This window comes from Cupriavidus sp. H19C3, from assembly GCF_049393815.1.
Taxonomy (GTDB): Bacteria; Pseudomonadota; Gammaproteobacteria; order Burkholderiales; family Burkholderiaceae; genus Cupriavidus.
Map to the genome: position 1 here is coordinate 1,483,351 of NZ_CP184985.1, position 24,291 is coordinate 1,507,641.

22 protein-coding genes and 1 tRNA gene are annotated in these 24,291 nt (G+C 65.0%); 14 read left to right on the top strand and 9 right to left on the bottom strand.

Annotated features, from left to right (window positions below; all coding sequences use genetic code 11):
* Positions 1-40: 40 nt before the first annotated feature.
* Positions 41-991 (top strand): transcriptional regulator GcvA, encoded by a 951-nt coding sequence (locus DFLDMN_RS06710; RefSeq protein ID WP_423197694.1) that lies wholly within the window; start codon positions 41-43, stop codon positions 989-991.
* Here the strand turns inward: DFLDMN_RS06710 and DFLDMN_RS06715 are convergent.
* The 5 genes from DFLDMN_RS06715 to DFLDMN_RS06735 are packed head-to-tail and all read right to left on the bottom strand — an operon-like array spanning position 963 to position 5,483.
* The gene (locus tag DFLDMN_RS06715; RefSeq protein WP_423197695.1) at positions 963-1,403 is read right to left on the bottom strand and encodes a thioesterase family protein; all 441 of its coding nucleotides are present in this window, start codon (positions 1,401-1,403) and stop codon (positions 963-965) included. The genes DFLDMN_RS06710 and DFLDMN_RS06715 overlap by 29 nt on opposite strands.
* Before the next feature lie 13 nt (positions 1,404-1,416).
* Positions 1,417-2,367, bottom strand: coding sequence for an amidohydrolase family protein (locus DFLDMN_RS06720; RefSeq protein WP_423197696.1), 951 nt, complete (start codon positions 2,365-2,367; stop codon positions 1,417-1,419).
* On the bottom strand, positions 2,364-3,350 hold the full coding sequence (locus DFLDMN_RS06725; protein ID WP_423197697.1) for a Bug family tripartite tricarboxylate transporter substrate binding protein: 987 nt from the start codon (positions 3,348-3,350) through the stop codon (positions 2,364-2,366). Before DFLDMN_RS06725 ends, DFLDMN_RS06720 begins: the two co-directional genes overlap by 4 nt.
* 54 nt (positions 3,351-3,404) lie before the next feature.
* On the bottom strand, positions 3,405-4,646 hold the full coding sequence (locus DFLDMN_RS06730) for a CaiB/BaiF CoA transferase family protein (protein ID WP_423197698.1): 1,242 nt from the start codon (positions 4,644-4,646) through the stop codon (positions 3,405-3,407).
* Between the two features lie 57 nt (positions 4,647-4,703).
* Positions 4,704-5,483 carry an enoyl-CoA hydratase-related protein gene (locus tag DFLDMN_RS06735; protein WP_423197699.1) on the bottom strand — a complete coding sequence of 260 codons (780 nt, stop codon included), beginning with the start codon at positions 5,481-5,483 and terminating at the stop codon, positions 4,704-4,706.
* A 275-nt stretch (positions 5,484-5,758) separates the two neighbouring features.
* Between DFLDMN_RS06735 and DFLDMN_RS06740 the strand changes: the two genes are divergently transcribed.
* The 7 genes from DFLDMN_RS06740 to DFLDMN_RS06770 all read left to right on the top strand — a co-directional run bounded on the left by DFLDMN_RS06740 (position 5,759) and on the right by DFLDMN_RS06770 (position 12,632).
* The gene (locus DFLDMN_RS06740; RefSeq protein ID WP_423197700.1) at positions 5,759-6,904 is read left to right on the top strand and encodes an iron-containing alcohol dehydrogenase; all 1,146 of its coding nucleotides are present in this window, start codon (positions 5,759-5,761) and stop codon (positions 6,902-6,904) included.
* An 80-nt stretch (positions 6,905-6,984) separates the two neighbouring features.
* Positions 6,985-7,953: a Bug family tripartite tricarboxylate transporter substrate binding protein gene (locus tag DFLDMN_RS06745; protein WP_423197701.1), complete on the top strand. Its 969-nt coding sequence runs from the start codon at positions 6,985-6,987 to the stop codon at positions 7,951-7,953.
* A 198-nt stretch (positions 7,954-8,151) separates the two neighbouring features.
* A complete protein-coding gene (locus DFLDMN_RS06750) occupies positions 8,152-9,138 on the top strand; it encodes a DctP family TRAP transporter solute-binding subunit (protein WP_423197702.1) in 987 nt (328 codons plus the stop codon).
* Positions 9,139-9,166: 28 nt separating this feature from the next.
* Positions 9,167-10,159, top strand: a complete 993-nt coding sequence (locus tag DFLDMN_RS06755) for an amidohydrolase family protein (protein WP_423197703.1) — start codon at positions 9,167-9,169, stop codon at positions 10,157-10,159.
* Positions 10,156-10,656: a TRAP transporter small permease gene (locus DFLDMN_RS06760; RefSeq protein WP_423197704.1), complete on the top strand. Its 501-nt coding sequence runs from the start codon at positions 10,156-10,158 to the stop codon at positions 10,654-10,656. The genes DFLDMN_RS06755 and DFLDMN_RS06760 overlap by 4 nt, the downstream gene beginning before the upstream one ends.
* A gap of 18 nt (positions 10,657-10,674) precedes the next feature.
* The gene (locus DFLDMN_RS06765; protein ID WP_423197705.1) at positions 10,675-11,952 is read left to right on the top strand and encodes a TRAP transporter large permease; all 1,278 of its coding nucleotides are present in this window, start codon (positions 10,675-10,677) and stop codon (positions 11,950-11,952) included.
* Positions 11,953-12,008: 56 nt separating this feature from the next.
* Positions 12,009-12,632, top strand: a complete 624-nt coding sequence (locus DFLDMN_RS06770; RefSeq protein WP_423197706.1) for a PPC domain-containing DNA-binding protein — start codon at positions 12,009-12,011, stop codon at positions 12,630-12,632.
* Between the two features lie 32 nt (positions 12,633-12,664).
* Here the strand turns inward: DFLDMN_RS06770 and DFLDMN_RS06775 are convergent, their stop codons facing one another.
* A complete protein-coding gene (locus tag DFLDMN_RS06775; RefSeq protein ID WP_423197707.1) occupies positions 12,665-13,690 on the bottom strand; it encodes an AraC family transcriptional regulator in 1,026 nt (341 codons plus the stop codon).
* A gap of 138 nt (positions 13,691-13,828) precedes the next feature.
* Here DFLDMN_RS06775 and DFLDMN_RS06780 point away from each other — a divergent pair, with 138 nt between their 5' ends.
* From DFLDMN_RS06780 to DFLDMN_RS06800, 5 genes are all read left to right on the top strand, one after another.
* Positions 13,829-14,767 (top strand): 3-keto-5-aminohexanoate cleavage protein, encoded by a 939-nt coding sequence (locus DFLDMN_RS06780; RefSeq protein ID WP_423197708.1) that lies wholly within the window; start codon positions 13,829-13,831, stop codon positions 14,765-14,767.
* A gap of 91 nt (positions 14,768-14,858) precedes the next feature.
* Positions 14,859-16,208 carry an MFS transporter gene (locus tag DFLDMN_RS06785; protein WP_423197709.1) on the top strand — a complete coding sequence of 450 codons (1,350 nt, stop codon included), beginning with the start codon at positions 14,859-14,861 and terminating at the stop codon, positions 16,206-16,208.
* Positions 16,209-16,222: 14 nt separating this feature from the next.
* Positions 16,223-16,963: a 3-oxoacyl-[acyl-carrier-protein] reductase gene (gene fabG, locus DFLDMN_RS06790; RefSeq protein ID WP_423197710.1), complete on the top strand. Its 741-nt coding sequence runs from the start codon at positions 16,223-16,225 to the stop codon at positions 16,961-16,963.
* Positions 16,964-17,049: 86 nt separating this feature from the next.
* Entirely contained in the window at positions 17,050-17,841 is a 792-nt protein-coding gene (locus DFLDMN_RS06795; protein WP_423197711.1) for an SDR family oxidoreductase, read from the top strand.
* A gap of 237 nt (positions 17,842-18,078) precedes the next feature.
* The gene (locus DFLDMN_RS06800) at positions 18,079-18,642 is read left to right on the top strand and encodes a YkgB family protein (RefSeq protein ID WP_423197712.1); all 564 of its coding nucleotides are present in this window, start codon (positions 18,079-18,081) and stop codon (positions 18,640-18,642) included.
* Between the two features lie 420 nt (positions 18,643-19,062).
* Here the strand turns inward: DFLDMN_RS06800 and DFLDMN_RS06805 are convergent, their stop codons facing one another.
* Entirely contained in the window at positions 19,063-19,326 is a 264-nt protein-coding gene (locus tag DFLDMN_RS06805; RefSeq protein WP_423198342.1) for a hemagglutinin repeat-containing protein, read from the bottom strand.
* A 300-nt stretch (positions 19,327-19,626) separates the two neighbouring features.
* Between DFLDMN_RS06805 and DFLDMN_RS06810 the strand changes: the two genes are divergently transcribed.
* Positions 19,627-20,607: an NAD-dependent epimerase/dehydratase family protein gene (locus tag DFLDMN_RS06810; protein WP_423197713.1), complete on the top strand. Its 981-nt coding sequence runs from the start codon at positions 19,627-19,629 to the stop codon at positions 20,605-20,607.
* A gap of 1,364 nt (positions 20,608-21,971) precedes the next feature.
* Here DFLDMN_RS06810 and DFLDMN_RS06815 read toward each other — a convergent pair.
* Together DFLDMN_RS06815 and DFLDMN_RS06820 are read right to left on the bottom strand one after the other, a co-directional pair.
* Positions 21,972-22,062: transfer RNA gene (locus tag DFLDMN_RS06815), tRNA-Ser, on the bottom strand.
* 50 nt (positions 22,063-22,112) lie between these two features.
* The gene (locus DFLDMN_RS06820; protein ID WP_423197714.1) at positions 22,113-24,164 is read right to left on the bottom strand and encodes a VC_2705 family sodium/solute symporter; all 2,052 of its coding nucleotides are present in this window, start codon (positions 24,162-24,164) and stop codon (positions 22,113-22,115) included.
* Positions 24,165-24,291 lie beyond the last annotated feature (127 nt).

Here is a 24,291-nt window from a genome sequence, read left to right on the forward strand (position 1 = left end):
CCGGCGCCGGTGTGCCGGCCTTCGAGACGAACGCGAGACCATGTCCAGATCGATCCCTCCCCTCAATCCGCTGCGAGCGTTCGAGGTGGCCGCGCGGCACCTCAGCTTTACCCGGGCCGCCGAGGAGCTGTTCGTCACGCCATCGGCGGTCAGCCACCAGGTCAAGACGCTCGAGGAAAATCTTGGCGTGCAGCTGTTTATTCGCGACGCCAAGTCACTGGTGCTGACGCCCGCCGGCACCTCGTACCTGCCAGCGGTGCAACTGGCTTTCAAGCAGCTCGCGGATGCCACGCACCGGCTGCACAGCAAGCACCGTCCCGCCCTGAAGGCCAACATGCCGCCCACCTTCGCGGTCAAATGGCTGATCCCGCGCATGGATCGCTTCATGCAGGCGCATCCCGAGATCGATCTCAAGGTCTCCACCTCGAACCATCGCATCGACTTTGCGCGCGACGATTTCGACCTCGCCATTCGCTATGGCCGTGGCGACTATCCTGGTCTCTATTCGCGCCTGTGCCTGCCGGTCGAGGTGATTCCGGTCTGCAGCCCCGCATTGCTGCAAGGTGCCGCGCCGCTGAACCAGCCTTCCGACCTCAGGCACCACACGCTGCTCCACGACGACAGCACCTATACGGACGTCAGCAACCCCGACTGGGCGATGTGGCTCGAACACGCGGGCGTGACCGACGTCGATGCCACCCGCGGCCCGTCGTTCTGGCCCAGCCACCTTGTCATCAATGCCGCCATCAGCGGACTCGGCGTGGCGCTGGTCAAGAAGAACTGGATCGAGCAGGACCTTGCCGAGGGTCGCCTGGTACGGCTGTTCGAGTCGATCCGGTTGCCGGTCGAGTTCTCTTACTTCATCGTCTTTCCGCAGGAGCGGCTCGACGACCCGCGCATCCGCAGCTTCGCCGACTGGATCTGCGGCGAAACCGCGTCATTGCGCGAAACCGCCGCGCCGGTCAGCCCGGCACCGGAGACGCCGGCGTAGCACTGGCGTTGGCCGGCGAGGCCGCCACCTTCTTGCGCACGCGCGACTTGAGCCGGTCGATATCGACCACGAAGCGGCGATGCACACCAGTGCAAACGGTTTCCACCGCATCGCGCGCGCTTACGCGAAAGGTCACACTGCGGCCATCGACTTCCGTCACTTCGGCCTCGATCGTCACGGTACCGCCGAGCGGCGTGGCGCCGGCATGCTCGATCGACACCGAGGTGCCCACCGAACTCTGCCCCGAAGGCAGACGCTCCTGCAGAAAATCGAGGCAGACCTGCTCGATGTCGCGCACCAGTTCGGGCGTGGCATAGATGCGCAGGTCCTCGCCCAGAAAGTCGATCGTGCGTGCACGGTCGACCACCAGCGTGCGGGCGCACGTGGCACCCGTCCCGATATCGTCTGGCATATCCATTCCTGTATCAGTCTTGCAGTCGGTAGATGCGCGCGGCGTTGTCGTGCAACAGCGCGCGCTGCTGGGCTTCGGGGAATATCGCAATGGCCGCGACAAAGCCTGCCAGGATCGTCGCGTAGGGTGCCACCAGGCTGTCCACCGGATAGTTGCTGGCAAACATGCAGCGTTCCGCGCCAAAGATCGCGATGGTGTCGCGGATCACAGGCACGTTGTCGGCCCGCGTCCATGGTCGTCCCGGCAGGCCGAGCCCGGAGATCTTCACCGCGACGTTGGGCGCGCGCGCGAGCGTTGCCATCGCGCGCCGCCAGCCATCGAGCCCTGCCGCGCTGCGGTCCGCGGGCAGGCCGGTATGGTTGAGCACCAGTTGCGTCTGCGGAAAATCGCGCGCGAGTTCGGCAGCCTGGTCCAGATGCCACCACGGCGCCTGCAGATCGAAGGACATCCCATGGCGCGCCAGCAACGCGTAGCCGCGCCGCCAGCGCGGGTCGTCCATCGAACCGGGCTGCCCGCGGCGCGCATCCTCGCGCCGCACCGCCGTGGCCGGCTTGTTCCGGATGCCGCGCATGCGGCCATATGCGGCATGGCCGGCCAGCACCGCTGCCACGTCGTCGCGATCCAGCTGCGCGTGCCCGACGATCGCGGTGGGACGGCCGTGCGTGCCGGCGAGCGTGTCGAGCCACGCGGTCTCGTCGACAGGATGCGCGCGCTCCCATTCCGCCTCGACATGCACGGTCTTCACCGGCGCGCATCCCGCCGTGTCGCGCGCATAGTCGGCCGGCAGATAGTTGCGCCGCAGCGCACTGTAGTCACCGTAGCGAAAATTCGGCACCGGCGCTTCCTGCAGCCATGGATAGCGGTGGCGGTCAAGATCCCAGAAGTGCTGGTGCGCGTCGATAAACGGCGTAGCAAGGGCAAAGGGTGCGCCGCCGGGGTTGGCGAACGATGCGGATGCGGTCATCGTGCGTTCTGCTGCGCGGCAATCCGTTGCGCCAGCGGCCGGAACTGGACCGACTCGCGTGCCATCTGCGCCTGCAGCGTGGCGTCGTCGGCGTAGGTGTCGGTGCTGAAGTGCAGCTTCTCCAGCGTCTGTCGCATGATCGGCTCCTGCACCGCCTTGGCGATGGCCGTCCTGAGCACCGCGAGCACCTCCGGCGGCGTGCCCTTGGGCGCCGAAATGCCGCGCCAGATCCCCATCGACAGATCGATATTGCGCTCCTTGAGCGTCGGCACGTTCTCGAAGCCGGCCACGCGCCGGTCCGCCATTACCGCCAGCAGCTTGAGCTTGCCAGCTTCCACATGAGTCGCCACTTCGGCCGTGCTCACCGTGACCGCATCGATATGGCCGCCCAGCAGCGCCAGCGTGGCCGGCGCGCCGCCGGCAAACGGAATATCGTTGAAGCGTGCCCCGGTCTTCTCCGCCAGCGCCGCCGTCGCCATATGCCACGCCGAGCCCTGGCCGGCCGTGCCCACCCTGATATTGGCATCGGGCTTGCGGGCATCGGCGAGGAACTGCTCGAGCGTGGCCCACGGGGCATCGGCACGCACCACCACGGCGGCCGGGTCGGCATTGAGGCGCGCGATCGGCACCAGGTCCTGATACGTGAACCTGGCCAGGCCCAGATAGTTGAGGAAGGTCACCTCGCTCGACGACAACACCAGCTTGTAGCCGTCGGGCCGCGCATGCACGACTTCGCCCAGTCCCACCGCGCCGGTGGCGCCGGGCTTGTTGATCACGACGATGGGTTGCGGCAGATGCCTGGCCGCGGCCACCGCCAGCGCGCGCGCCACCACATCGGCACCGCCACCGGCCTGCCACGGCACGATCAGTTCGATGCGGCGCGCCGGGTAGGTTTCCGCCCACACCGGCGGGGCCACGCTCAAGGCGGCGAGCGCGCAAGCGCCAAGCACGAGGTGCCGGCGTGAAGCCTGTACAGCGGTCATTCCTGTCTCCTGATTGTCATGATGGTCGTCGCGGGTCTGTCGCCCGCTCGACAGTCAAGCGGTCTTCCGTACCTTGTCCGACGCCGGGGTCACTGCATGGCCAGCGCCAAACGCGCCCTGCGCCCGCAGTCGCACCACGGTGTCGGCATCGAAGCCGAATTCCGCCAGCACTTCGTCGGTGTGCTGGCCAAGCAATGGCGCCGGATAGCGGACCTGTTGCGGCGTGCCCCACAGCTTGACTGGAAATCCGAGCGCCCTGGTCGCGCCCTCCACCGGGTGCTCGATCTCGAGCACCATGTTACGCGCCACGGCCTGCTCGCTCGCCAGCGCTTCATCGTAGGTGGCAATCGGCGCGGCCGGCACGCCTGCCGCGAGCAGCGCGTCCACCCACTCGTTGGCCGGACGGCGCGCGAATTCCGCCTCGATCTCGCCGATCAGCGCATCGCGATGCCGGATCCTCGCAGCGTTGTCGACAAAGCGCGGATCGTCCACCAGCTCGGGGCGCCCGATCACATCGCATAGCGCCTTCCACAACTTGGGATTCGCCGCGCCGATCACGAAATGCCGATCGGCGGCGCGCACCGCCTGGTACGGCGCGCTCATCCGGTTGGCGCTGCCGATCGGCACCGGCACCTGACCCGTGCCCCAGTATTCGGCCGACTCCCATACCGACAAGCCAAGCGCCGTCTCGAACAGGGACGCATCGACGTACTGGCCCTTGCCGGTCTGCTGCCGGCCCATCAGCGCGCTCAGAATGCCATAGGCGGTGAACAGGCCCGCGCCCAGATCGGCAATCGGCACGCTCGCCTTGACCGGGGGCGCATCCGGATGCCCCATCACGCTCATCACCCCCGACATCGCCTGCGCGATCAGGTCGAGGCCGGGGCGCGCCGACCATGGCCCCGTCTGGCCAAAGCCCGAGATGCTGGCGTAGACCAGGCGCGGATTGATCGCATCGAGGGTGGCATGATCGATCTTGAGCCGGGCCGCCACACCCGGCCGGTTGTTTTCGACCAGCACATCGGCACCACGCACGAGTTCATAGAACGCCTCCAGTCCGGCGGGATTCTTCAGATCGATCTCCACACTGCGCTTGTTGCGGTTGAGCGCCAGAAAGCCTCCGCTGTCATCGCCCTTGAGCCGGAAGCCCATGGCCTTGCGGGTCTGATCGCCCACGCCCGGGGTCTCTACCTTGATGACGTCCGCGCCCATGTCGCCAAGCAGCATGCAGCAGAACGGGCCAGCCATGATCTGGCTGACATCGAGGACCTTGATGTTAGACAACGGCAAATTCATGAGATGTACCTTGCGGAGAGACAGGTGCCGCGCACGGCCGCGCGCGACGGGAATGGTTCAGCGGCCGACAAACTGCGGACGCGACCTCGACACGAAGGCATCGAAGCCGCGCTGGAAATCCTCGGTATCGAAGCAGGCGTAGGCTTCGTCCTCCTCGGCGGCCTGCAGCGGCGCCGGGTCCAGCAGGCGCCGCACAAACCGCTTGTGCCAGCGCGCCACCAGCGGCGCGCCCTGCGCGATACGCCGCGCGGTCGCATACGTTTCCTCGGGCACATCGGCGTCGGCCACCACACGATTCACCAGGCGCATCTCGCGCGCCTCGGCGGCGCCGAACACACGTCCTTCCAGCACGATCTCCAGCGCCGCCGCCGGGCCCGCCAGCGCCATCAGCCCGCCGAGCTCGCCATACGACATGACCAGGCCGAGCCGGTTGACGGGCACGCCAAAGCGGCTCGACTGCCCGCAGATCCGCATATCGCACATCGATGCAATCTCCAGCCCGCCACCGACGCATGCGCCCTGGATCAGCGCCAGCGTCGGATGCCGGCACTCGGCAATTGCGCGCATGGTGGCATGGGTGATGTGGCCATACTCTCGCGCCTGCGCCGCGGAGAAGCGCCGCGTGCGGAACTCCTCGATATCGGCGCCGGCCGCGAATGCCTTGTCGCCGGCGCCACGCAGCACCACGCAGCGCAAGCTGTCGTCGGCCGAGAGCGCGACCATGGCATCGGTTAGCCCCTGCCACATCGGCAGGTCGAGCGCATTGAGCTTCTCGGGATTGTTCAGCGTGACGGTGGCGATCTGGCCATCGCGTTCGATCAGGATCGGCTGTCTCATGTGGTCTCGTTATGTAAGGAAGTCGGGCAAACCATGGCCTGGCGTGCTGGCTTGCAGTCTAGGGGCGCTGCCGCGCACGGCAAAACGAGAAAAACTCGACCGCCTTTCAAGAAAATCTAAGCCGCCGCCCTTGTGAGTTTTTCTTGCAGACGCTTCAAGTAAATCCACGTTGTCGCGCCGCCGCCTTGTTCCTAGACTTCGACACCATTCCAGTCCCACTCGACCACAGGCTTGCCGCGCCGCACCAATGGCGCCGGCATCCAACAGGAGACGTCATGCCGCTGATCCAGTACATCACCCAGATCCAGATCGACTTCGGCGCCATCGCGCTGCTGCCGCAGGAATGCGAGCGCATCGGCATCACCCGGCCGCTGGTGGTGACGGACGCCGGCGTCAAGGCGGCCGGCATCGCCCAGCGTGTGCTGGAACAGCTGACGCCCGGCATGGAGGCAGTGATCTACGACGGCACCCCGTCCAACCCGACCGAGCGCGCCATGCGCGAAGCCGTGGTGCTGTACCGCGATTACCGCTGCGACGGCATCATCGCCATCGGCGGAGGCTCGCCGATCGATCTGGCCAAAGGCGTGGCCGTGTGCGCCACGCACGAAGGTCCGCTGCGCCAGTTTGCGGCCGTGGAAGGTGGCGTGGCACGCATTACGGCCGCCACCGCGCCCGTCATCGCGGTCCCCACCACCGCCGGCACCGGCAGCGAGGTCGGCCGAGGCGCCGTGCTGATCCTCGACGACGGCCGCAAGGTTGGCGTGCTATCGCCACATCTCGTGCCGCGTGTCGCCATCTGCGATCCCGAGCTCACGCTGGGCCTGCCGCCCGGCCTGACCGCGGCCACCGGCATGGACGCCATTGCGCATTGCATGGAAACCTTCATGGCCCCGGCCTTCAATCCGCCGGCGGACGGCATCGCGCTCGATGGCCTGCGGCGTGGCTGGCAACACATCGAACTCGCCCAGCGCGAGCCGCAGCATCGGGCCGCGCGGCTGGCGATGATGAGTGCCTCGACGCAGGGCGCGCTGGCGTTCCAGAAAGGTCTCGGCTGCGTGCACAGCCTCAGCCATGCACTGGGGGGACTGATGCCGACGCTGCACCACGGGACGCTGAACGCGGTACTGCTGCCGGCCGTGATCCGCTTCAATGCCGCGGCCCCGTCGATGCGCGAGGACGACCGGCTCGCGCGCATGGCGCACGCCATGGGACTTGCTGGCACGGACGCGGAGGCGGTGGCAGGCGCCATCGTGGAAAAAAACCGCCGGCTGGGCCTGCCCGCCGGCCTGGCGCAGATGGGCGTGGACCCCGCGCTGTTCCCGCGCGTGATCGCGTATGCGCTGGCCGATCACTGCCACAAGACCAATCCGCGCATTGCCAGCGAAGCCGACTACCTCGCCATGCTCAACGCCTCGCTCTGAGCACGTGCACCGCGCCCGCCACGCAAGACGACTTATGCCGCACCACACGCGGCACATATAACAACAGACAGGAGACCGCCATGCAACGTCGCACCTTTATCGGCGCGGGTGCCGCCATGCTTGCCGCACCCTGGGTCCACGCCCAGGCCCTGCCATCGGCACCGATCCGCATCATCGTCGGCTTTCCGCCCGGTGGTGGCACCGACGTCATGGCGCGCGTGATCGCGGAGAAGCTGACCGCGCTCTGGCAGACCACCGTTATCGTCGAGAACCGTCCCGGCGCCGCCGGCGTGGTGGCGGCCGAATACACCGCGCGTCAGCGTCCCGACGGCACCACGCTGCTGATGACCAATATCAGCAACCATGCCATCGCGCCGAGCCTGTACCCCAGGATCGGCTATTCGGTGGAAAAGGACTTCACGCCGATCATGCTGGTCGGGATTACCCCCAACCTGCTGATCTGTCGCGCCGGCGGCCCTGCCCGCACGGTACAGGAGGTCGTGGCGCTCTGCCGCAGCCAGCCTGGCAAGATCACGTTCGGCTCGTCGGGCGCGGGTGCCGCACAGCATCTGGCGCTGGAAATGTTCAAGCTGCGCGCGGGCGTCGATGCGCTGCACGTGCCGTATCGCGGCTCGGCGCCGATGCTGACCGACCTCGTCGGCGGCCAGATCGACTTCAGCTTCGAGACCATGACCTCGGCCACGCCGCAGATCCACGGCGGCAAGGCGATCGCCATCGCGCAGACGCGACTGCACCGGGCCACCAGCTTCGCCGAGGTGCCGACGCTGGCGGAGTCCGGCTTTCCCGGCTTCGATGCCGGCACGTGGTATGGCCTGGTCGGTCCCGCGCGCATGGCTACGCCGCTGGTGGCCAGAATGAATGCGGACCTCAATCGCATCGTGACCATGCCCGAGGTCGCGCAGAGGCTCGCAAGCTTCGGCGCCGAAGACGGCGGCGGCAGCGCGGCGCGCTTTGCCGGGTTCATCTCGAGCGAACGCATCAAATGGGCGCGCGTGATCAAGGACGCGCACGTCAAGGTCGAGGGCTGACCGTGTTCCGCCCTCACGCCGCGGGCGCCGCGCCCGCCGTACTCCACCCGCCGCCCTGACCCTGCGCCATCGCGCGCCGTCGTGGCCCTTGGAGGCCAGTGCGTGCGCGCGCGGGCCTGGACCGGCCCGCGGCGACCGTCACCACCACATGCATGCAACCGATGTGACGGCGCCATCCCTCATCCCAGGAGACCACCCATGAAACACGCTATCTCGCATATCGTGCTGGCCGCGCTTTTGTCCGTCGCCAGTGTCGTCAGTGCCCAGACCATCAAACTGCGCTTTGCGCATACCGTGCCGGAGACCGATTCGCAGCATCTGGCCGCGCTCTCGTTCAGCGAGAAGGTAAAGGCGCGCACCGGCGGTGCCATCGAGATCCAGGTCTACGCCAACAGCCAGCTCGGCAACGACACCTCGCTCGTGACCGGCGTGCGCAGCGGCACCATCGACATCGGCGCCACCGGAAACCCGTTTGTGACCGGGCTCGCCCCGCGCCTCAACGTGCTCGACCTGCCCTACCAGTTCGAGGATGGCGCCGCTGCCTATCGCGTGCTCGACGGCGCGGTGGGTCGCTCGCTACTCGACGAACTGGGCGCCCATCGCATCAAGGGGCTCGCGTTCTGGGAAATCGGCTTCCGCAGCCTTGGCAACAACAAGCGGCCGGTGCAACGCGCCGAGGACATTCGCGGCCTGAAGATCCGCACCACCCCCAATCCTTCCCATATCAAGGCATTCCAGCTGCTCGGCGCGAGCCCGCAGCCGATGCCGTTTGCGGAGGTATTCGGCGCGCTTGAATCGGGCGCCGTCGACGGCCAGGAAAACCCGCCCACGCTGATGGTATCGGCCAAGCTCTACGAGGTACAGAAGTACGTATCGCTGACGCGGCACGCATACACGGCCCTGGTCGTCCTCATGAACAAGGCGAAATTCGATGCGCTCAAGCCCGAGCACCAGAAGATCCTGCTGGAGGAAGCGGCGGCGGCGGCCACCTACCAGCGCAAGCTCAACGCCGAGAACGAGCGCGCGGCCATTGCGCAGCTGCGCGCCAGGGGCGTGCAGGTCAACGAACACCCCGACAACGACAGCATCCGCAAGGTGGTGCGCGAGGAAACGCGGCAGCTGTTCGTGCAGAAGAACGGCGACGCCGGCGGCGCCATCCTGCGCGCGATCGAGACCCAGCGTTGAGCGCAGGCATATGGACAGGAACCATGTCATGACCGCCCGGAACGTCCAGACCGTCCAGACCGTCCATGCCGAAGCAGGTCCCGAGGCCATCGTCGATGCGCATCATCACATCTGGCATCTCGCTGGCACCGATGCGGGCCACTATCCCTGGTTGCAGGACCGCTATGACGCGCAGAAATTCTTCCTCGGCGACTATGCCTCACTGCGTCGCGATTTCAACGCCGAAGACTACCTCGCGCACTGGCCCGGCATTCGCATCGACGGCACGGTCCATGTGGAAGCCGAACGCGACCGCGCCGAATCCCTGGCGGAAACCGCATGGCTGCACGCCCAGCACGCGCGCCACGGTTTGCCCGGCGCCGTGGTCGCCTACGTCGACCTGCTGCGAGACGACCGTGACGAAGCCTTGCGCGCGCAACTGCGCTACCCCCTCGTGCGCGGCGTGCGATGCAAGCCACGGCCCGACGCGGACGCCCTGCGCGATCCGCGCTGGCGTGCCGGCCTGGAAGCATTGGTCGCGCATGGACTGTCGTGGGACCTGCGCGTGCCCTACTGGCAACTGGAAGCAGCCGCCGCGCTGATCGCCACCGTGCCGGGCCTGCGAGTCGCGGTCGAGCACGCCGGTCTGCCGTGGGATCGCTCAGAGGCCGGTATCGCGCGCTGGCTGCAAGGGATGCGCGCTTTGGCGGCGCTGCCCGACGTCCATGTGAAGCTATCCGAGTTCGGGCTGCCCGACGCCGCATGGGATCGTGCCGACAATGTCCGCATCATCCGGCTCGCTATCGACGCCTTTGGCGCAGCGCGCTGCATGTTTGCCAGCAACCTGCCAGTCTCGGGCCTGCGTGCCGGTATCGGCGAGCTGCTCGCCACCATGACGGAAGCCATGCAGGGTCTGCCCCTCGCACAGGCGCGCGCGATCTGGCGCGACAACGCGCTCGCGTTCTATCGCATGACGCCCGCCGGCCATCCTCAACGCGGTGCCCTCGCCAGCACCGACACCCCCGGAGTCCTTCCATCATGAATCGCTTCACGCTTCGCATCGCCCACGGCGCCATGGTCCTCATGATGCTGGCCATGATCGGGCTCGTCTTTGGCAACGTGGTGCTGCGCTACGTGTTCAACACCGGCATCGCCTTCTCCGAGGAAGCCTCTCGCTTTGTATTCATGTGGCTTACGCTCGTCGGCGCGTTGCTGGTCATGCACGACCGCGCGCACCTCGGCATGAGCACCGTGGTGGCACGCCTCGGACCTGGCGGTCAGCGCCTGTGCCGCCTGCTGGCCGATGCCGGCGCCCTGGTCTGCTGCCTGCTGGTCACGCATGGCGCGTGGCAGATCGTCGGCATCGGCATGGATGATCGCGCGCCGGTCACCGGCGTGCCGCTCGGACTGGTCTACGCCTGCCTGCTGGTATGCGGCGCGGGGATGGCGGCCATGCTGGCCTGGTCGCTGTGGCGGCTGGTCAGCGGCCGCATGCAACTGGCGGAACTCGTGCCGCAATCGAGCGCGCATGTCGAATAACCGGACGGACTACGCATCATGACCATCCTTGTCTTTGTCGGCTCGCTGCTCGGCGCCATGGCGCTGGGCATGCCGATCGCGTTTGCCTTGCTCGCCTCGGGGGTCGCCCTGATGCTGCATCTCGGCAACTTCGACACCCAGATCCTCGCCCAGACCATGCTCGAGGGAGTCAACAACTATCCGCTGATGGCTGTGCCGTTTTTCATGCTCGCGGGCGAACTGATGAACGCCGGTGGCCTGTCGCGCCGCATCGTGCGAGTGGCCGCTGCGGCGGTTGGGCACGTGCGCGGTGGGCTCGGCTACGTCGCGATCATCGCGGCCACCGTGGTCGCCAGCATCTCGGGCTCGGCGGTGGCCGACACCGCCGCCGTGGCCGCGCTGCTGATTCCGATGATGCGCAACGCGGGTTACAACGTGCCGCGCGCGGCGGGTCTGATCGCCGCCGGCGGCATCATCGCACCGGTGATCCCGCCCTCGATCGCCATCGTCGTGTTCGGCGTGGTGGCGCAGATCTCCATCACCAAGCTGTTCCTGGCCGGGATCGCACCCGGCGCGATGATGGCCCTGACGCTCGCCGGCACCTGGTACGTGTGCGCGCGCAAGGAGGACCTCGCACCGGTGGAACCCTTCTCGCCCGCCAGGCTGCTGCGCGCGCTGCGCGAGGGCATCTGGGCACTCGTGCTGCCGGTGGTCATCATCGGCGGCATGAAGATCGGTGCCTTTACGCCCACCGAGGCCGCCGTGGTGGCCGTCGTGTATGCGACGGCGGTCGGCCGCCTGGTCTATGGCGAACTGCGCGTGCGCCAGATCCCGGACCTGATCGTCACCGCCGCCAAGACCTCCAGCACCGTGCTGTTCCTGGTGGCATGCGCGCTGGTCTCCGCCTGGCTGATCACCATCGCCGATATTCCGGCGCAGGTCACCGCGCTGCTGGAGCCGTTTATCGGCAACAAGATCCTGCTGATGTTCATCATCATGCTGCTCGTGATCGTGGTGGGCACCGCGCTCGACCTGATGCCGACGGTGCTGATCATGACCCCGATCCTGATGCCGGTCATCACCAAGGCGGGCATCGACCCGGTCTACTTCGGCGTGATGTTCGTGCTCAACAACGCCATCGGCCTGCTTACCCCTCCGGTCGGCACCGTACTCAACGTCGTGGCGGGCACCTCGCGCTGCAGTCTCGACCAGGTAATCGGTGGGGTATGGCCGTTCCTGCTGAGCCTGACCGTGCTGATGTTCCTGTTCGTCCTGTTCCCGCAACTGATCATGGTGCCGGCCGCATGGCTGCATTGACGCCTGCCGCCGCCACCGCCCTGCCCACGAATCACCATCCAGACAAGGAGATCGACATGACCACCATCCATGCGCCCGGCCGCGCCTTCCGCCACACGCCCGAGCGCCGTCAGCTGCGACGGCTGATGGCCGCAATGCTGGTCGCCGCGGCGACCCTGGCCACGCTGTCGCCGGCCCGGGCGCAAACGCCGGCGGCGGGCCACTGCAACGGCATGCTGCGCGTGCCCGCCGAAAACAGGAACTACCCCGACGTGCGCCGCTATATCAGGACCCCGAGCGGCTACCTGCTGGTGCTGCGCATGGGCGATAACGTGCTGGAGCGGCTCGCCGCGTTTGCCGAGTGCGAAAAGATTCCGAGCGCCAGCCTGTCCGCCATCGGCTTCGCCACCGTGACGTTCGGCTTCTGGGATGCGGGCAAGCAGCAGTTCAATCCCAAGACCTATCGCGACGTGGAGATGGCCAGCGTGGTCGGCAGCCTCGCGTGGAAGGAAGGCAAGCCGTCGGTCCATATCCACGGCGTGGCCGGCGACGGCAAGTTCGATACCTACGGCGGGCATATCCTCGCGATGGAGGTCGGCACGGGGTCGCTCGAAGTGACGGTCGCGGTGCACAATCAGCGCCTGGAGCGCGCCATCGACCCGCTCATCGGCGCCAACGTCCTCCAGCTGTCACATGAGTGAAGGGGTGGGTTCCCGCCAGCGCCGGCGTCGCGCTAGCGCCCGGCGCCGGCGGCCTCCTGCCCCGACCACCGCTTGAACGCGCGGCGGAAATTCGCGCCGTCGCTGAAGCCCAGCAACAGGGCGATATCGTCCGTGCTCATGCGCGTGGTCTTCAGGTATTCCGTGGCGAGCGAATAGCGTACGTCGTCGAGAATCGCCCCGAACGACGTGCCTTCGCTGCCCAGATGGCGGCGCAAGGTGCGGCTGGTCATGCCGAGCGCATCGGCCACCGCCTCCATGCCCGGAAACACACCGGGCTCCCGCATCAGCATCTGGTACACCTCGCCCGACACGCCGCTCGAGGTCTTGGTCTGCCCCACCAGGCGGTCGCAGGTTTCCTGGATCAGCGCGGCCGAGTGCCGGTGCGCAAGCTGCGGCTTCTGTTCGAGAATCGCGCTGTCGTAGATCAACTCATACTCTGGCTGCCCGAACTCGCACGGACATCCCAGGTACGTCTCGTACACCGCCGCATGCGCGGGCTGCGCATGGGCAAAGCGTGCCAGCAGCGGTGGGCAACTGTGCCCGGCCACGTCCTGCAGGTGCGTCACATGCTGGGTGAACTGCTGCTCGATCAGGAAGCGACGCAATTCGTCCGAGGCGATGGCCACCATCGCATCGGGAAACGTCCACACCATGCGGTCCGCATATTCGGTCCACTGGATCGTCAGCGTCGGCGTGGCGAGCCGATGGTATTTCACGCCGAGCCCGAAGTAGTCGCGCAGCGACAGGCATGACATCAGCGCGTAGCCGTACATGCCGTAAGCGGCCAGATGCAGGCGCGAGCCAACCTCGAACGGCGTGACCGGATCGTCCGACAGCGTCAGCGCGTTGCGGCACACGGCGATGTACTGCCGCACCGAGGTCAGCAGCGACGTATCGTTCAGCGCCTGCGCATCGATGCCCGTATCGCGCAGGCTGTCCTCGGGCGCGATGCCCTGTTCGGCCAGCACCTCGACCAGCGCGGCAATCTTGTACGGCGCATGAATGCGCTCGTTGTGCAGTGGAAATCTCGGCGCCATGCCAGCCCTTCCAAGTTGTCCCTTTTAGACACCGACGTGTCCGGAAATGACCTTAACGACGGCATGCTATCGAACTATCATCCTCCCGACAAGACGCCGGCACGCACGTGACCGGCCGCCAACCGAGACACCTTCTCCATGCGCAACGCCACCCGAAAAGTCATCATCTCGTGCGCCGTGACCGGCTCCGCCCACGTGCCGTCCATGTCGCCGTACCTGCCGCTCACGCCGGCCGATATCGCCGCCCAGGCCATCGAGGCGGCGCAAGCGGGCGCGGCCATCCTGCACCTGCATGCGCGCGACCCGGTCGACGGTCGCCCCACGCCGGACCCGGCCGTCTTCCGCGAATTCGTGCCGGCCATCGCGCGCGCGACCGACGCCGTCATCAACATCACCACCGGCGGCAGCACCCGCATGACGCTCGACGAGCGGCTGGCCTATCCGCGCGTGGCGCGCCCGGAAATGTGCTCGCTCAACATGGGCTCGATGAACTTCTCGCTGCATCCGGTCGCGCAGAAGATCGACGAATGGCGCTTCGACTGGGAGAAGCCTTACCTCGAATCGATGGAAGACATGATCTTCCGCAATACCTTCAGGGACATCCGCGGCATTCTCACCGAGTTCCGCGAGCACGGCACGCGCTTCGAGTTCGAGTGCTACGACGTGGGACATCTCCACAACCTCGCGCACTTCGTCAATCAGGGGCTGGTCAAGCCGCCGTTCTTCATCCAGACCGTGCTCGGCATTCTTGGCGGCCTGGGCCCGGACCCGGAGAACCTGGCCGTCATGCGCAACACCGCCGACCGCCTGTTCGGCCGCGACAACTATCACTTCTCGGTGCTCGGTGCGGGCCGGCACCAGCTGCCGCTGGTCACCATGGGCGCCATCCTCGGCGGCAATGTGCGCGTCGGGCTGGAAGACAGCGTTTATCTCGCCAAGGGCGTGATGGCGCAAAGCAATGCCGAACAGGTACGCAAGATCCGCGGCGTGCTCGAAGCATTGTCGTTCGAGATCGCCACGCCCGACGAAGCGCGTCAGATGCTGGGCCTCAAGGGCGCCAGCCACGTGCACTTCTGATGCAAGCCTGAAGCGGGACCGCCGTCCGCACCAGCGAACCCGGCGCCCCCAACGGCCCGACAAAACACATACGGAGACAAACGGAGACATCATGGCGAACCCGACATTCGAATCCGCCAGCGCCGCCACGCATCGCGAGGCCACGCGCAAGGCCATGCTCAAGCTGATCCCGCTGATGTGCGCGATCTACTTCATGTCGTACCTCGATCGCACCAACGTGGCACTGGCCAAGGCACAACTGGCCGAGCTCGGCATCACTGCCGCCATCTACGGCCTGGGCGCCGGCATCTTCTTTATCGGCTATGCGCTGCTCGAGGTACCGAGCAACCTGATCGCGCACCGGGTGGGCCCGCGCCGCTGGATCGCGCGTATCGCCGTCACCTGGGGCGCGCTGTCCGCGTGCATGATGTTCGTGCAGGGCGAGTGGTCGTTCTATGCGCTGCGCGTGCTGCTCGGCGTGGCGGAATCGGGCCTGTTTCCGGCGCTGATGTACATGGTCACGCTGTGGTTCGCGCCGCAGGACCGGCCCGTCGCGGTGGGCTGGATCTACACCGCGCCGGCCATCGCGCTGGTCATCGGCAACCCGCTCGGCGGCGCGCTGATGCAGCTCGACGGCGTGGGCGGGCTGCACGGCTGGCAGTGGATGTTCCTGCTGGAAGGCCTGCCCACGGTCCTGGTCGGCATCGTGCTGTACTTCAAGCTGCCCGAGCGGCCGTCGGACGCACGCTGGCTGTCGCGCGACGAAGCCCGCGCGCTGGAGGCCCGCGCCGTGATCGAAGACCATGCACGCCTCACCTCGGCCCACTGGATGGCCGCGTTGAAGCGTCCCACCACCGTGCTGATCGGTCTGATCTACTTCCTCAACCAGGTCGCCTTTGTCGGGCTGGTGTTCTTTACACCGGCCATGATCCAGCAGATGCAGGTCAAGTCGCCGCTGCTGGTCGGCCTGTTGTCAGGCAGCGTGGGCGTCGGCTTCCTGCTCGGCGTACTGATCCTGCCGCGCATCCATCGCCGGGTGGCGTCCGACTGCCGCTTCCTGTGGATCCTGACGGCTGGCGCGGCGCTCACCGCCGGCGCGATCTTCCTGACGGCCAGCCAGGCGCTCCAGATCACGCTGTTTGCGGCGACGGCCTTTTTCTGCGGGGGCGTGCTGCCGTCGTATTGGACCATCGCGATGAAGCGGCTGCAGGGCATTCACGCGGCGGCGGGCCTGGCCTTTATCAATACCATCGGCCTGCTTGGCGGTTTTGCCGGACCGTACCTGTTTGGCATGGTGGAATCCGCCACGGGCCGCAGCGCCTCGGGCTTCGGCGTGGTCATCGGTGCGTCCCTGCTGGGGCTGTTACTGGTACCGATGCTGGCCCGGGCCATCGATAATGAAGGCCGCGCCGGGACCGGGGACACACCTCCCCTGGCCGTCGGGGCGCGATCCCATTCCTGAAAGAAAGGTAGTTCATGAGACTGAGCCGTAAAGTCACCATCGTCACGGGCGCGGGCCAGGGCATCGGCGCCGCCACCGCACTGAAGTTTGCCCGCGAAGGCGCGCTGATCGCCGCCTGCGACGTCAATCCGGAGGCCGTCTCCGCCGTGGTCGAGGCCTGCCGGCAGGCCGGCGCGGAGGCCCACGGCTTTACCGTCGACGTGACGGACCGCCACGCGGTGGACGCCATGGTCGCCAGGGTGCAGGCGCAGTGGGGACGCATCGACGTGCTGGTCAACAATGCCGGCATCACGCGCGACGCACGGCTGCAGAAGATGACGACGAAACAGTTCGACGACGTCATCGACGTCAACCTGCGCGGCGTGTTCCATGTCGCGCAGGCCGTGGTCGACGGCATGGTCGCACAAGGCTCCGGCGTGATCCTCAACGCCAGCTCCGTGGTCGGCATCTACGGCAACTTTGGCCAGACCAATTATGCGGCGGCCAAGTTCGGCGTGATCGGCTTTACCAAGACCTGGAGCCGCGAACTGGGCCCCAAGGGCATCCGTGTCAATGCGGTGGCACCGGGCTTTATCGAAACGCCGATCCTGTCGACGGTACCCGCCGAGGTGCTGGCGAAGATGCGCGAGCAGGTGCCGCTGCGGCGTCTGGGCCAGCCCGAGGAAATCGCCAATGTCTACGCATTCCTGGCCAGCGACGAGGCCAGCTATATCAACGGCGCCGTGATCGAAGTGTCCGGCGGCATGACCGTTTGAGCGGGCGCCGCGGCGCACCGGTGGCGCGGCAACCGAAAGTCGGAACAACCGAAGAGCAGGATTACCGAAAGGCAGGACACACCAGCATGACCATCCTTGACCTCCTGAAACCGCGCGCCGGCTTGCGCGTGCTCGTCTCGGGCGGCGCCTCCGGCATTGGCGCCGTGATTGCCGAGGCGTTCCTGCAGGCCGATGCGTCGGTCTATGTCTGCGACATCGATGCGGAAGCCGTCGCGCGGGCGAAAGCGCGCCAGGCGCGGCTGTTCGCGGACGTCGCCGATGTGTCCGACCCCGCGCAGGTGGACCGCGTCATCGACGACGCCAACGCCGCGCTGGGCGGCCTGGACATCCTCGTCAACAACGCGGGCATCGCCGGCCCCACCGGCCCCGTCGAGTCGATCACGGCCGAACAGTGGCAGCAGACCATCGCCACCAACCTGAACAGCCAGCACTACTTCCTGCGCAAGGCCGTGCCACTGCTCAAGGCCACCTCGGACAGCCCCGCCATCATCGCCATGTCGTCGGTCGCCGGCCGGCTGGGCTACGCGTTTCGCACGCCGTATGCGTCGACCAAATGGGCCATCGTCGGACTGGTCAAGTCGCTGGCGATCGAGCTCGGCCCGGCCAATATCCGCGTCAACGCCATCTTGCCCGGCGTGGTGGCGGGCGAACGCATGGACCGCGTCATCGCCGCCCGCGCCGAAGCGCGCGATATCAGCTTCGACGCCATGAAGGACGAGTACCTGCAGAAAATCTCGCTGCGACGCATGGTCACGGCCGAGGACATTGCCGCCATGGCCCTGTTCCTCGCCTCGCCCGCCGGCCGGAATATCTCGGGCCAGGCGATCAGCGTGGACGGCAACGTGGAATACCTCTGAGACACACCCGCGCGGGCGGCGGACGCGAGCAAGACGACGCTGCAGGCGCCGCCGGCATCGCGCGCGTTGCCGGCGTTGCGCCCATTGCTGGCAATGGGCGCGATTATCGTCGCCAACACTGCCGCGACCGTTTGATACTTTCAGGCATGTTATCGAGTCAATAGATGATTTCGGGCAGCGCGCCCGACGCACATACTGCTTTCACCGACGCAAGCCAACCGATGAAAGGAGTTTCAAATGTCGCGCATCCAAGCCTCCGCAGTGCAGCCGGCCTCCGGCCAGAAGGGCAGCCATTCCCCCGTAGCAAAAGCGTTCAACTATCTCGTCGATTTCCTGGGCGGCTCAGGCCTCCTCAAGCACGACCTCGACTACCACCTGCTCCGCGCGGCGATGGTGATCATCTTCGCGTGGTTCGGCTACGACAAATGGTTCGAAGCCGAAATCCGCGGCCTGCTGCCGCTGATCACGCATGGCCCGCTGACGTTCTGGATGATTCCCGTCCTGGGCGTACGCGGCACGAGCTACCTCCTCGGCACCGCCGAATGGACCTTCGGTACGCTGCTGTTCCTGGGCTACTGGTACAAGAACCTCGGCGTGCTGGGCGCCATCGGCTCCACCGTCAGCTTTATCGTCACGTTCACGATCATGCCGTTCGCCCCAGGCGGATGGGAAGCTGCCGCCGGCGGATTCCCGGCCATGACGATCGTCACTGCCTTCCTGCTGAAGGACCTGGTGCTGCTGGTAGTGTCCGTCTACCTGCTCAAGCAAGACGTAGCCAGAGTCATCGCGGCGCGACGCTAGACGGACTAGCGTGCTGCGTACCCCCGAGCGAGCCAGGCAACTGGCTCGTTTTGGTTTGGGACGATGTGAAAGGAAGATGCCCGTAAGCCGGCGTTATTGCGAGCGGGTCTTCTCGTAAGCGGAAAATCCAATTGGTCACATAGGCCGGCAGCAAAAGGCGCGCGCTGGACGCCATCGCCTGTGGTCGGCCTAGGTTTCCTCGCGACCAATGCTAGCAAGCATCCAGCACGACTCCCAGCGGCAGTGGGGCCGGCCACCCTTGGCAATAGCTTTCCGGACTGGTCTAACAAGCTTGGCGGAACGCTCTGGTTCTTGCCGCCACTTCCATCGTAGTGATGGAGTCATATTTACTGTTGAAGGTCTCCGAAACCGGAGTAAAGATGACGTCCTTCACGTTGGCGACGACCTGCTTGCCAGATACTACGGCCCCTTCAGGTTGGTGTCCCCACCGGGCTCGATCGTGAGCGTGTTGCCCGCCCTGGCATGGCTGTTGGTCCAGGCCACGTCGTTGCCAACGGCCTTGCCCCGTGCGGCGGCAGCGTTCGCCGTTATCCCAAAGGCGGCGCCGTTTGAGCCGTAGCTGACGGCAAGGCCTCCGCGCCACGGCCAACTGCGCTTGCTTTGAGGTGCCCTCTTGCGCGCTGCCTCGGCTATCGCATCATCTACGCGCTTACGATCGTCCAGAGCAAATCCTCATATCGAAGCTGCCATCGTCATGCTGCTTCTTGCCCTTGGTCAATGCACCCGCCTTAGAAGCTTGTCACTCACGCACCATGGGAGATTTAGAACGTCCACCACTGAGCGATATATCTGCAATCACAAATACTGAAAAAATTACCATAGTAGTGACGCTTTTTACATCACCTGGATATTAACTGCATCGCGACATACACTTGCATCTCGTGCGCCAACGCTGCGGCGTCCGTCTCCACCTAGCGATGAAACATGTCATTGACATGCTTCATCTCATCCGCGGGGAAAACTATGCGTATAGCTGTAACGGGAGCAGGAGGTTTCATTGGGCGCGAGTTAGTTAAGTCATTACTGAATTCCGGACATACGGTGACAATCCTCGCCCGCTCCGGCGTTCCAGAATATCTGAATAGCTCAGTGACGGTGGTACGTGGCGATCTAACCGATCAAAACGCAAACTTGCAGTCGCTGGTGGAGAATTGCGATGTCTTATGCCACTGCGCGGCCGAACTATATCGACCTGAACTGATGGAAGAGCTTCATGTGGGAGGAACACGTCGCTTGCTCGCAGAAGTAGAACGTCACTCCATCGCGCGGGATGTCCCCGTGCATTGGATCAACCTCAGTAGCGTTGGCACGTATGGGCCGCCTAAACGCGGCGCGAATGAGGAGCGGGTTATCACCGAAGGCACCGCTCCCTGCCCCGTTGGACCGTACGAAATCACCAAGACCAAGGCCGATGACTTAGTACTCGCTGCCAGCGAGAGAGGCACCATCCAGCACACCATACTACGACCGACGAATGTATTCGGCGAATCCATGACGAACCGATCATTGTATGGGCTTCTATCTGCTATTCGGCGGCGCATCTTTTTCTACATTGGCCAAGCCGGTGCAATTGCCAACTACGTTCACGTTGACGACGTCGTTGCTTCTCTGGTTGCATCTGCAACGCAGCCCGCGGCTAGGAACAAAATTTTCAACGTATCCAACGATTGTCGGCTTGAGGAGCTGGTTGCGAACTCGGCAAAGGAATTAGGAGTTTCTGAACCTGGGCTGCGCGTGCCGGAGTCGACAGCGCGACTGATTGCCCGGCTCGGCAGCATCGTGCCGCGCTTTCCCCTGACGCAGGGGCGTGTCGATGCACTGGTAAATCGAACGACCTACGTCTCGGTCCGGCTCCGATCTGAATTGAATGTACACCCATCAGTTACAGTCGCATCGCGCGCTTGCGCCATGCTTCAAATGGAAACAACGAGAAACACCACATAGCGCACTGACGTATCCGCTCGCGCCGCGAGTTCAGACGCACAGCGAAATCATCTCCTTGGTGTGATGCCGTGCCCGGAAGCACGGGGGCAAAACCACCAGGGAGGGCATCTGGCGGATGCATCGTCATACTACTGAAATCGCACGCTGTACCTACCGGCAATAGACAGGACCACGAGAGCAAGTCGTGCTTATAAGAACAGGCTTCTCATATGACTATGGTTCGGCCCATCCCGCCATGTCAGGCCGCGGAAGCTTCGGCCTTTGCCACGTGCATCGGTGATCGATGCCCGATGCGATGATGAGAACATCATCCAGCGAGTAACCCCCGTCAGCGCCCACCTCATCTTCCAGATTCAGCTCGAAGCTTACCCCCGAGCTAACCCAAGACACCATCCATAGTCGTCGTTTCCCATACATGGGCCGCAACAACGTCGCGATAGCTGGCGCCTGATTGACTTTAACCCGTTGCATGTACTCGAAGGCCCCCGCTGCCCCACCATTTGCATAGAAATCGTCCCTCACGAGCAGAACCCTTCTCCCAGTGGCAGTCGCATAAACTGCAGACCATCTTCCTGGCATCTCGGGCACAACATGGGTCAATCGTAAGCTGCTGCCAGCACACCGCTCTCCCTCAGCTCGTGCCTTTGAAAGCTGCGAACTCGGGACTGCCTCTCGCAATGAATTGGCGGCACCGACAGCATTATCCACGAGTTCGAATATTGAACCCGGCCCGACTACCTTGAAGTATCCCTCCTTAGTCTCCTCCCGGCCCTTGATAAGCTGTATCCGCTCCTCCTCCGTAATGTCTTTCTGTACACAAGACTCTCCGGCGGGAAGGGTATCCATACATTTCATTCTGACGACTGCACCCAGCTGCGAAGGGGAAAAATACCGCGCCCAGCATAATGCCGTCAGAAGAACAATCGCAAAGGTACATGTCAGAATTATCTTCCTCATCTTTGCTCCAGGGCTCACCGCGTCGAATTATAATCAATTGGCGTTATATTTGGCGACCCGATTTGGATGCTGCCGTTGAATAGAGCACCCTGGGAAAATGCGAATATATGTCAGCCCCATCGCTCTAACATAACACCTAGTATACGATTACGAAAAACAATAGACAGCCCAACTTATTTGATGTCGCGTCCGCAGGTCGCGGCGCCTGGTACGGGTCTGGGACAGTAGATCGACCCATCCGGATCTGTGGAAAAAGCCCGCGCTCTTCGTAAGTCTTGCGCGGCCTTGCTCCCGGCTGTTCGCAACTTCGCACGATCAATTCGCCCGGAAACCCTTGCCAGACAAGTAACCGAAAATAAAAAAGCCGCCCAACCAGGGGCGGCTTCAGGTGATTCCATGCGTGTTCGTGGCGGAGAGAGGGGGATTCGAACCCCCGATAGGCTGTTAACCTATACACGCTTTCCAGGCGTGCGACTTAAACCACTCATCCATCTCTCCGGGAAGTCCGCGATTATAGCAGAGCCGTCATACCTGTCCAGCGTCACACCCTACCCGCGTCGCAGATAGCTCACCAGCCGGTCGATGACCGGGGCGTTGCGTGGCGTGATCAGGCTGACCAGGATGGCGGCCGCAAACCCGGCGGGGACGCCAAAGGCGCCGGAGGCGATGGGATCCACGCCGAACCAGCGGTTGCCGAAGATCCCCGTGATGCGCGTGAAGAACGGGTAGTTGACGAAGATGTAGTACACCGCCACCCCTAGCCCGGTGGCCATGCCGGCCACTGCGCCCGCTGCCGTCGTGCGGCGCCAGAAAATCGCCAGCACCAGCACCGGAAAGAAGCTCGAGGCCGCCAGCGAGAACGCCGCACCCACCAGGAACAGGATATTGCCGGGCCGCAGCGACGTGACGTACGACGCAAACAACGCTACCGCCAGCAGCACGATCTTGGCCGTCGTCACCCGTCGCTGGTGGCTCGCCTGACGGTCCACCATGTGGTAGTAGACGTCGTGCGACAACGCATTGGCGATGGTCAGCAGCAGCCCATCCGCAGTCGACAGCGCCGCCGCCAGCGCCCCGGCCGCGATCAACCCCGAAATCACGTACGGCAGCCCGGCAATTTCCGGTGCCGCCAGCACGATCATGTCCGGCTGGATCAGGATCTCCGCCCATTGCACGATGCCATCGCCGTTCACATCGCGTATGCCGAACACCGGCGGATCCACCTTGCGCCACTGCACCACCCATTGCGGCAGGTCGCCATACGATATGCCCACCAGGTGATGAAAGAACTCGTACTTGACCAGCGCCGCCAGCGTCGGCGCCGACACATACAGCAGCGCGATGCAGAACACCGCCCACGCCACCGAATTGCGGCTCTCCTGCACCGACGGCGTCGTATAGAGCCGCGTCAGGATATGCGGCAGGCTCGCGGTCCCGAGCATCAGGCAGAACACCAGGAGCACGAAATTGAGCCGCTTGGTGCGGCGCTCTTCCTCGCTCGCCGCCGGATACGGTTCCGTCGAGGGTGTCGACACCTGGCTGCGGCGCAGCGCCTCCTCGCGCATCATGGTCCATTGCTGGAGCGCATCGGCGGCATCCACGGGAAACGCCTGCCGCTCGCGTTCCACCGTCTTGATTTCGCGTAACGGCGCATTGCGCGCGCGCAGCTCCAGCAGGCGCGCGTCGAGCGCACTGCGTTCCTCGTCGAACGACCGCGGCAGCCGCGCAATACGATCCTGCAGAACCCGCGCCTGCTCTTGGAAAATCGCGCGAACCTCGACCTCCGCCGGCGCGTGTTCCAGCTGCCGCTCCTGCTGGTCGAGCTGGCTCAGCAACTTACCGTAGCTCACCTGCGGCAACGCCTCGCCATGATGCTTCCATGCAATCAGCGATACCGTCAGCAGAAACGCCACGATCAGCATGATGTACTGCGCTACCTGCGTCCACGTGACCGCGCGCATGCCGCCCAGGAACGAACACACCAGAATGCCGGCGAGCCCGAAGAACACGCCCACCGCAAATTCCACGCCGATAAAGCGCGTGACGATGAGCCCCACCCCCTGGATCTGCGCCACCAGATAGACAAACGAACACAGCGATGCCGCCAGCACCGCGATCGCGCGCACCGGCAAATTGCCGCCGGGCTTACCATTGCCATAGCGTGCCGCGAGAAAGTCCGGAATCGTGTAGCCGCCGTATTTGCGCAGGTATGGCGCCAGCAGAAAGGCGACCAGGCAGTAGCCGCCCGTCCAGCCCATGACATAGGCCAGCCCCTCGTAACCGGAGGCGAACAGGATGCCGGCCAGCCCGATAAATGATGCCGCGCTCATCCAGTCCGCGGCGATGGCCATGCCATTGAACATGGCCGGCACGCGTCGGCCGGCCACGTAATACTCATTGAGATCCGAGGTACGGCAGATCAGGCCGATGCACGCATAGATCGCGATGGTGACAAACAGAAAGACATAGCCGAGCCACAGCGCATCCGCATTGGAATGCTCGAGCAGGCCCATCATCCCGACGAAGCCGAGCAGCCCGAGCGTAAAGAGGCTGTAGTAAAGAATCAGCCGGCGACGGAAACGCGACTGGGCGTCAGGCATGGACCTGGGTCATATCGAGCGCCTGCGGTGGGCACCCCTCCCGCGCGCGGGAGGGGTCGGAGGCCGAAGGCGGAACTGCCGGTTATTGCGTCTGCCTTTCGGCTACAGCGCCTGCCTGCCGGTGGCA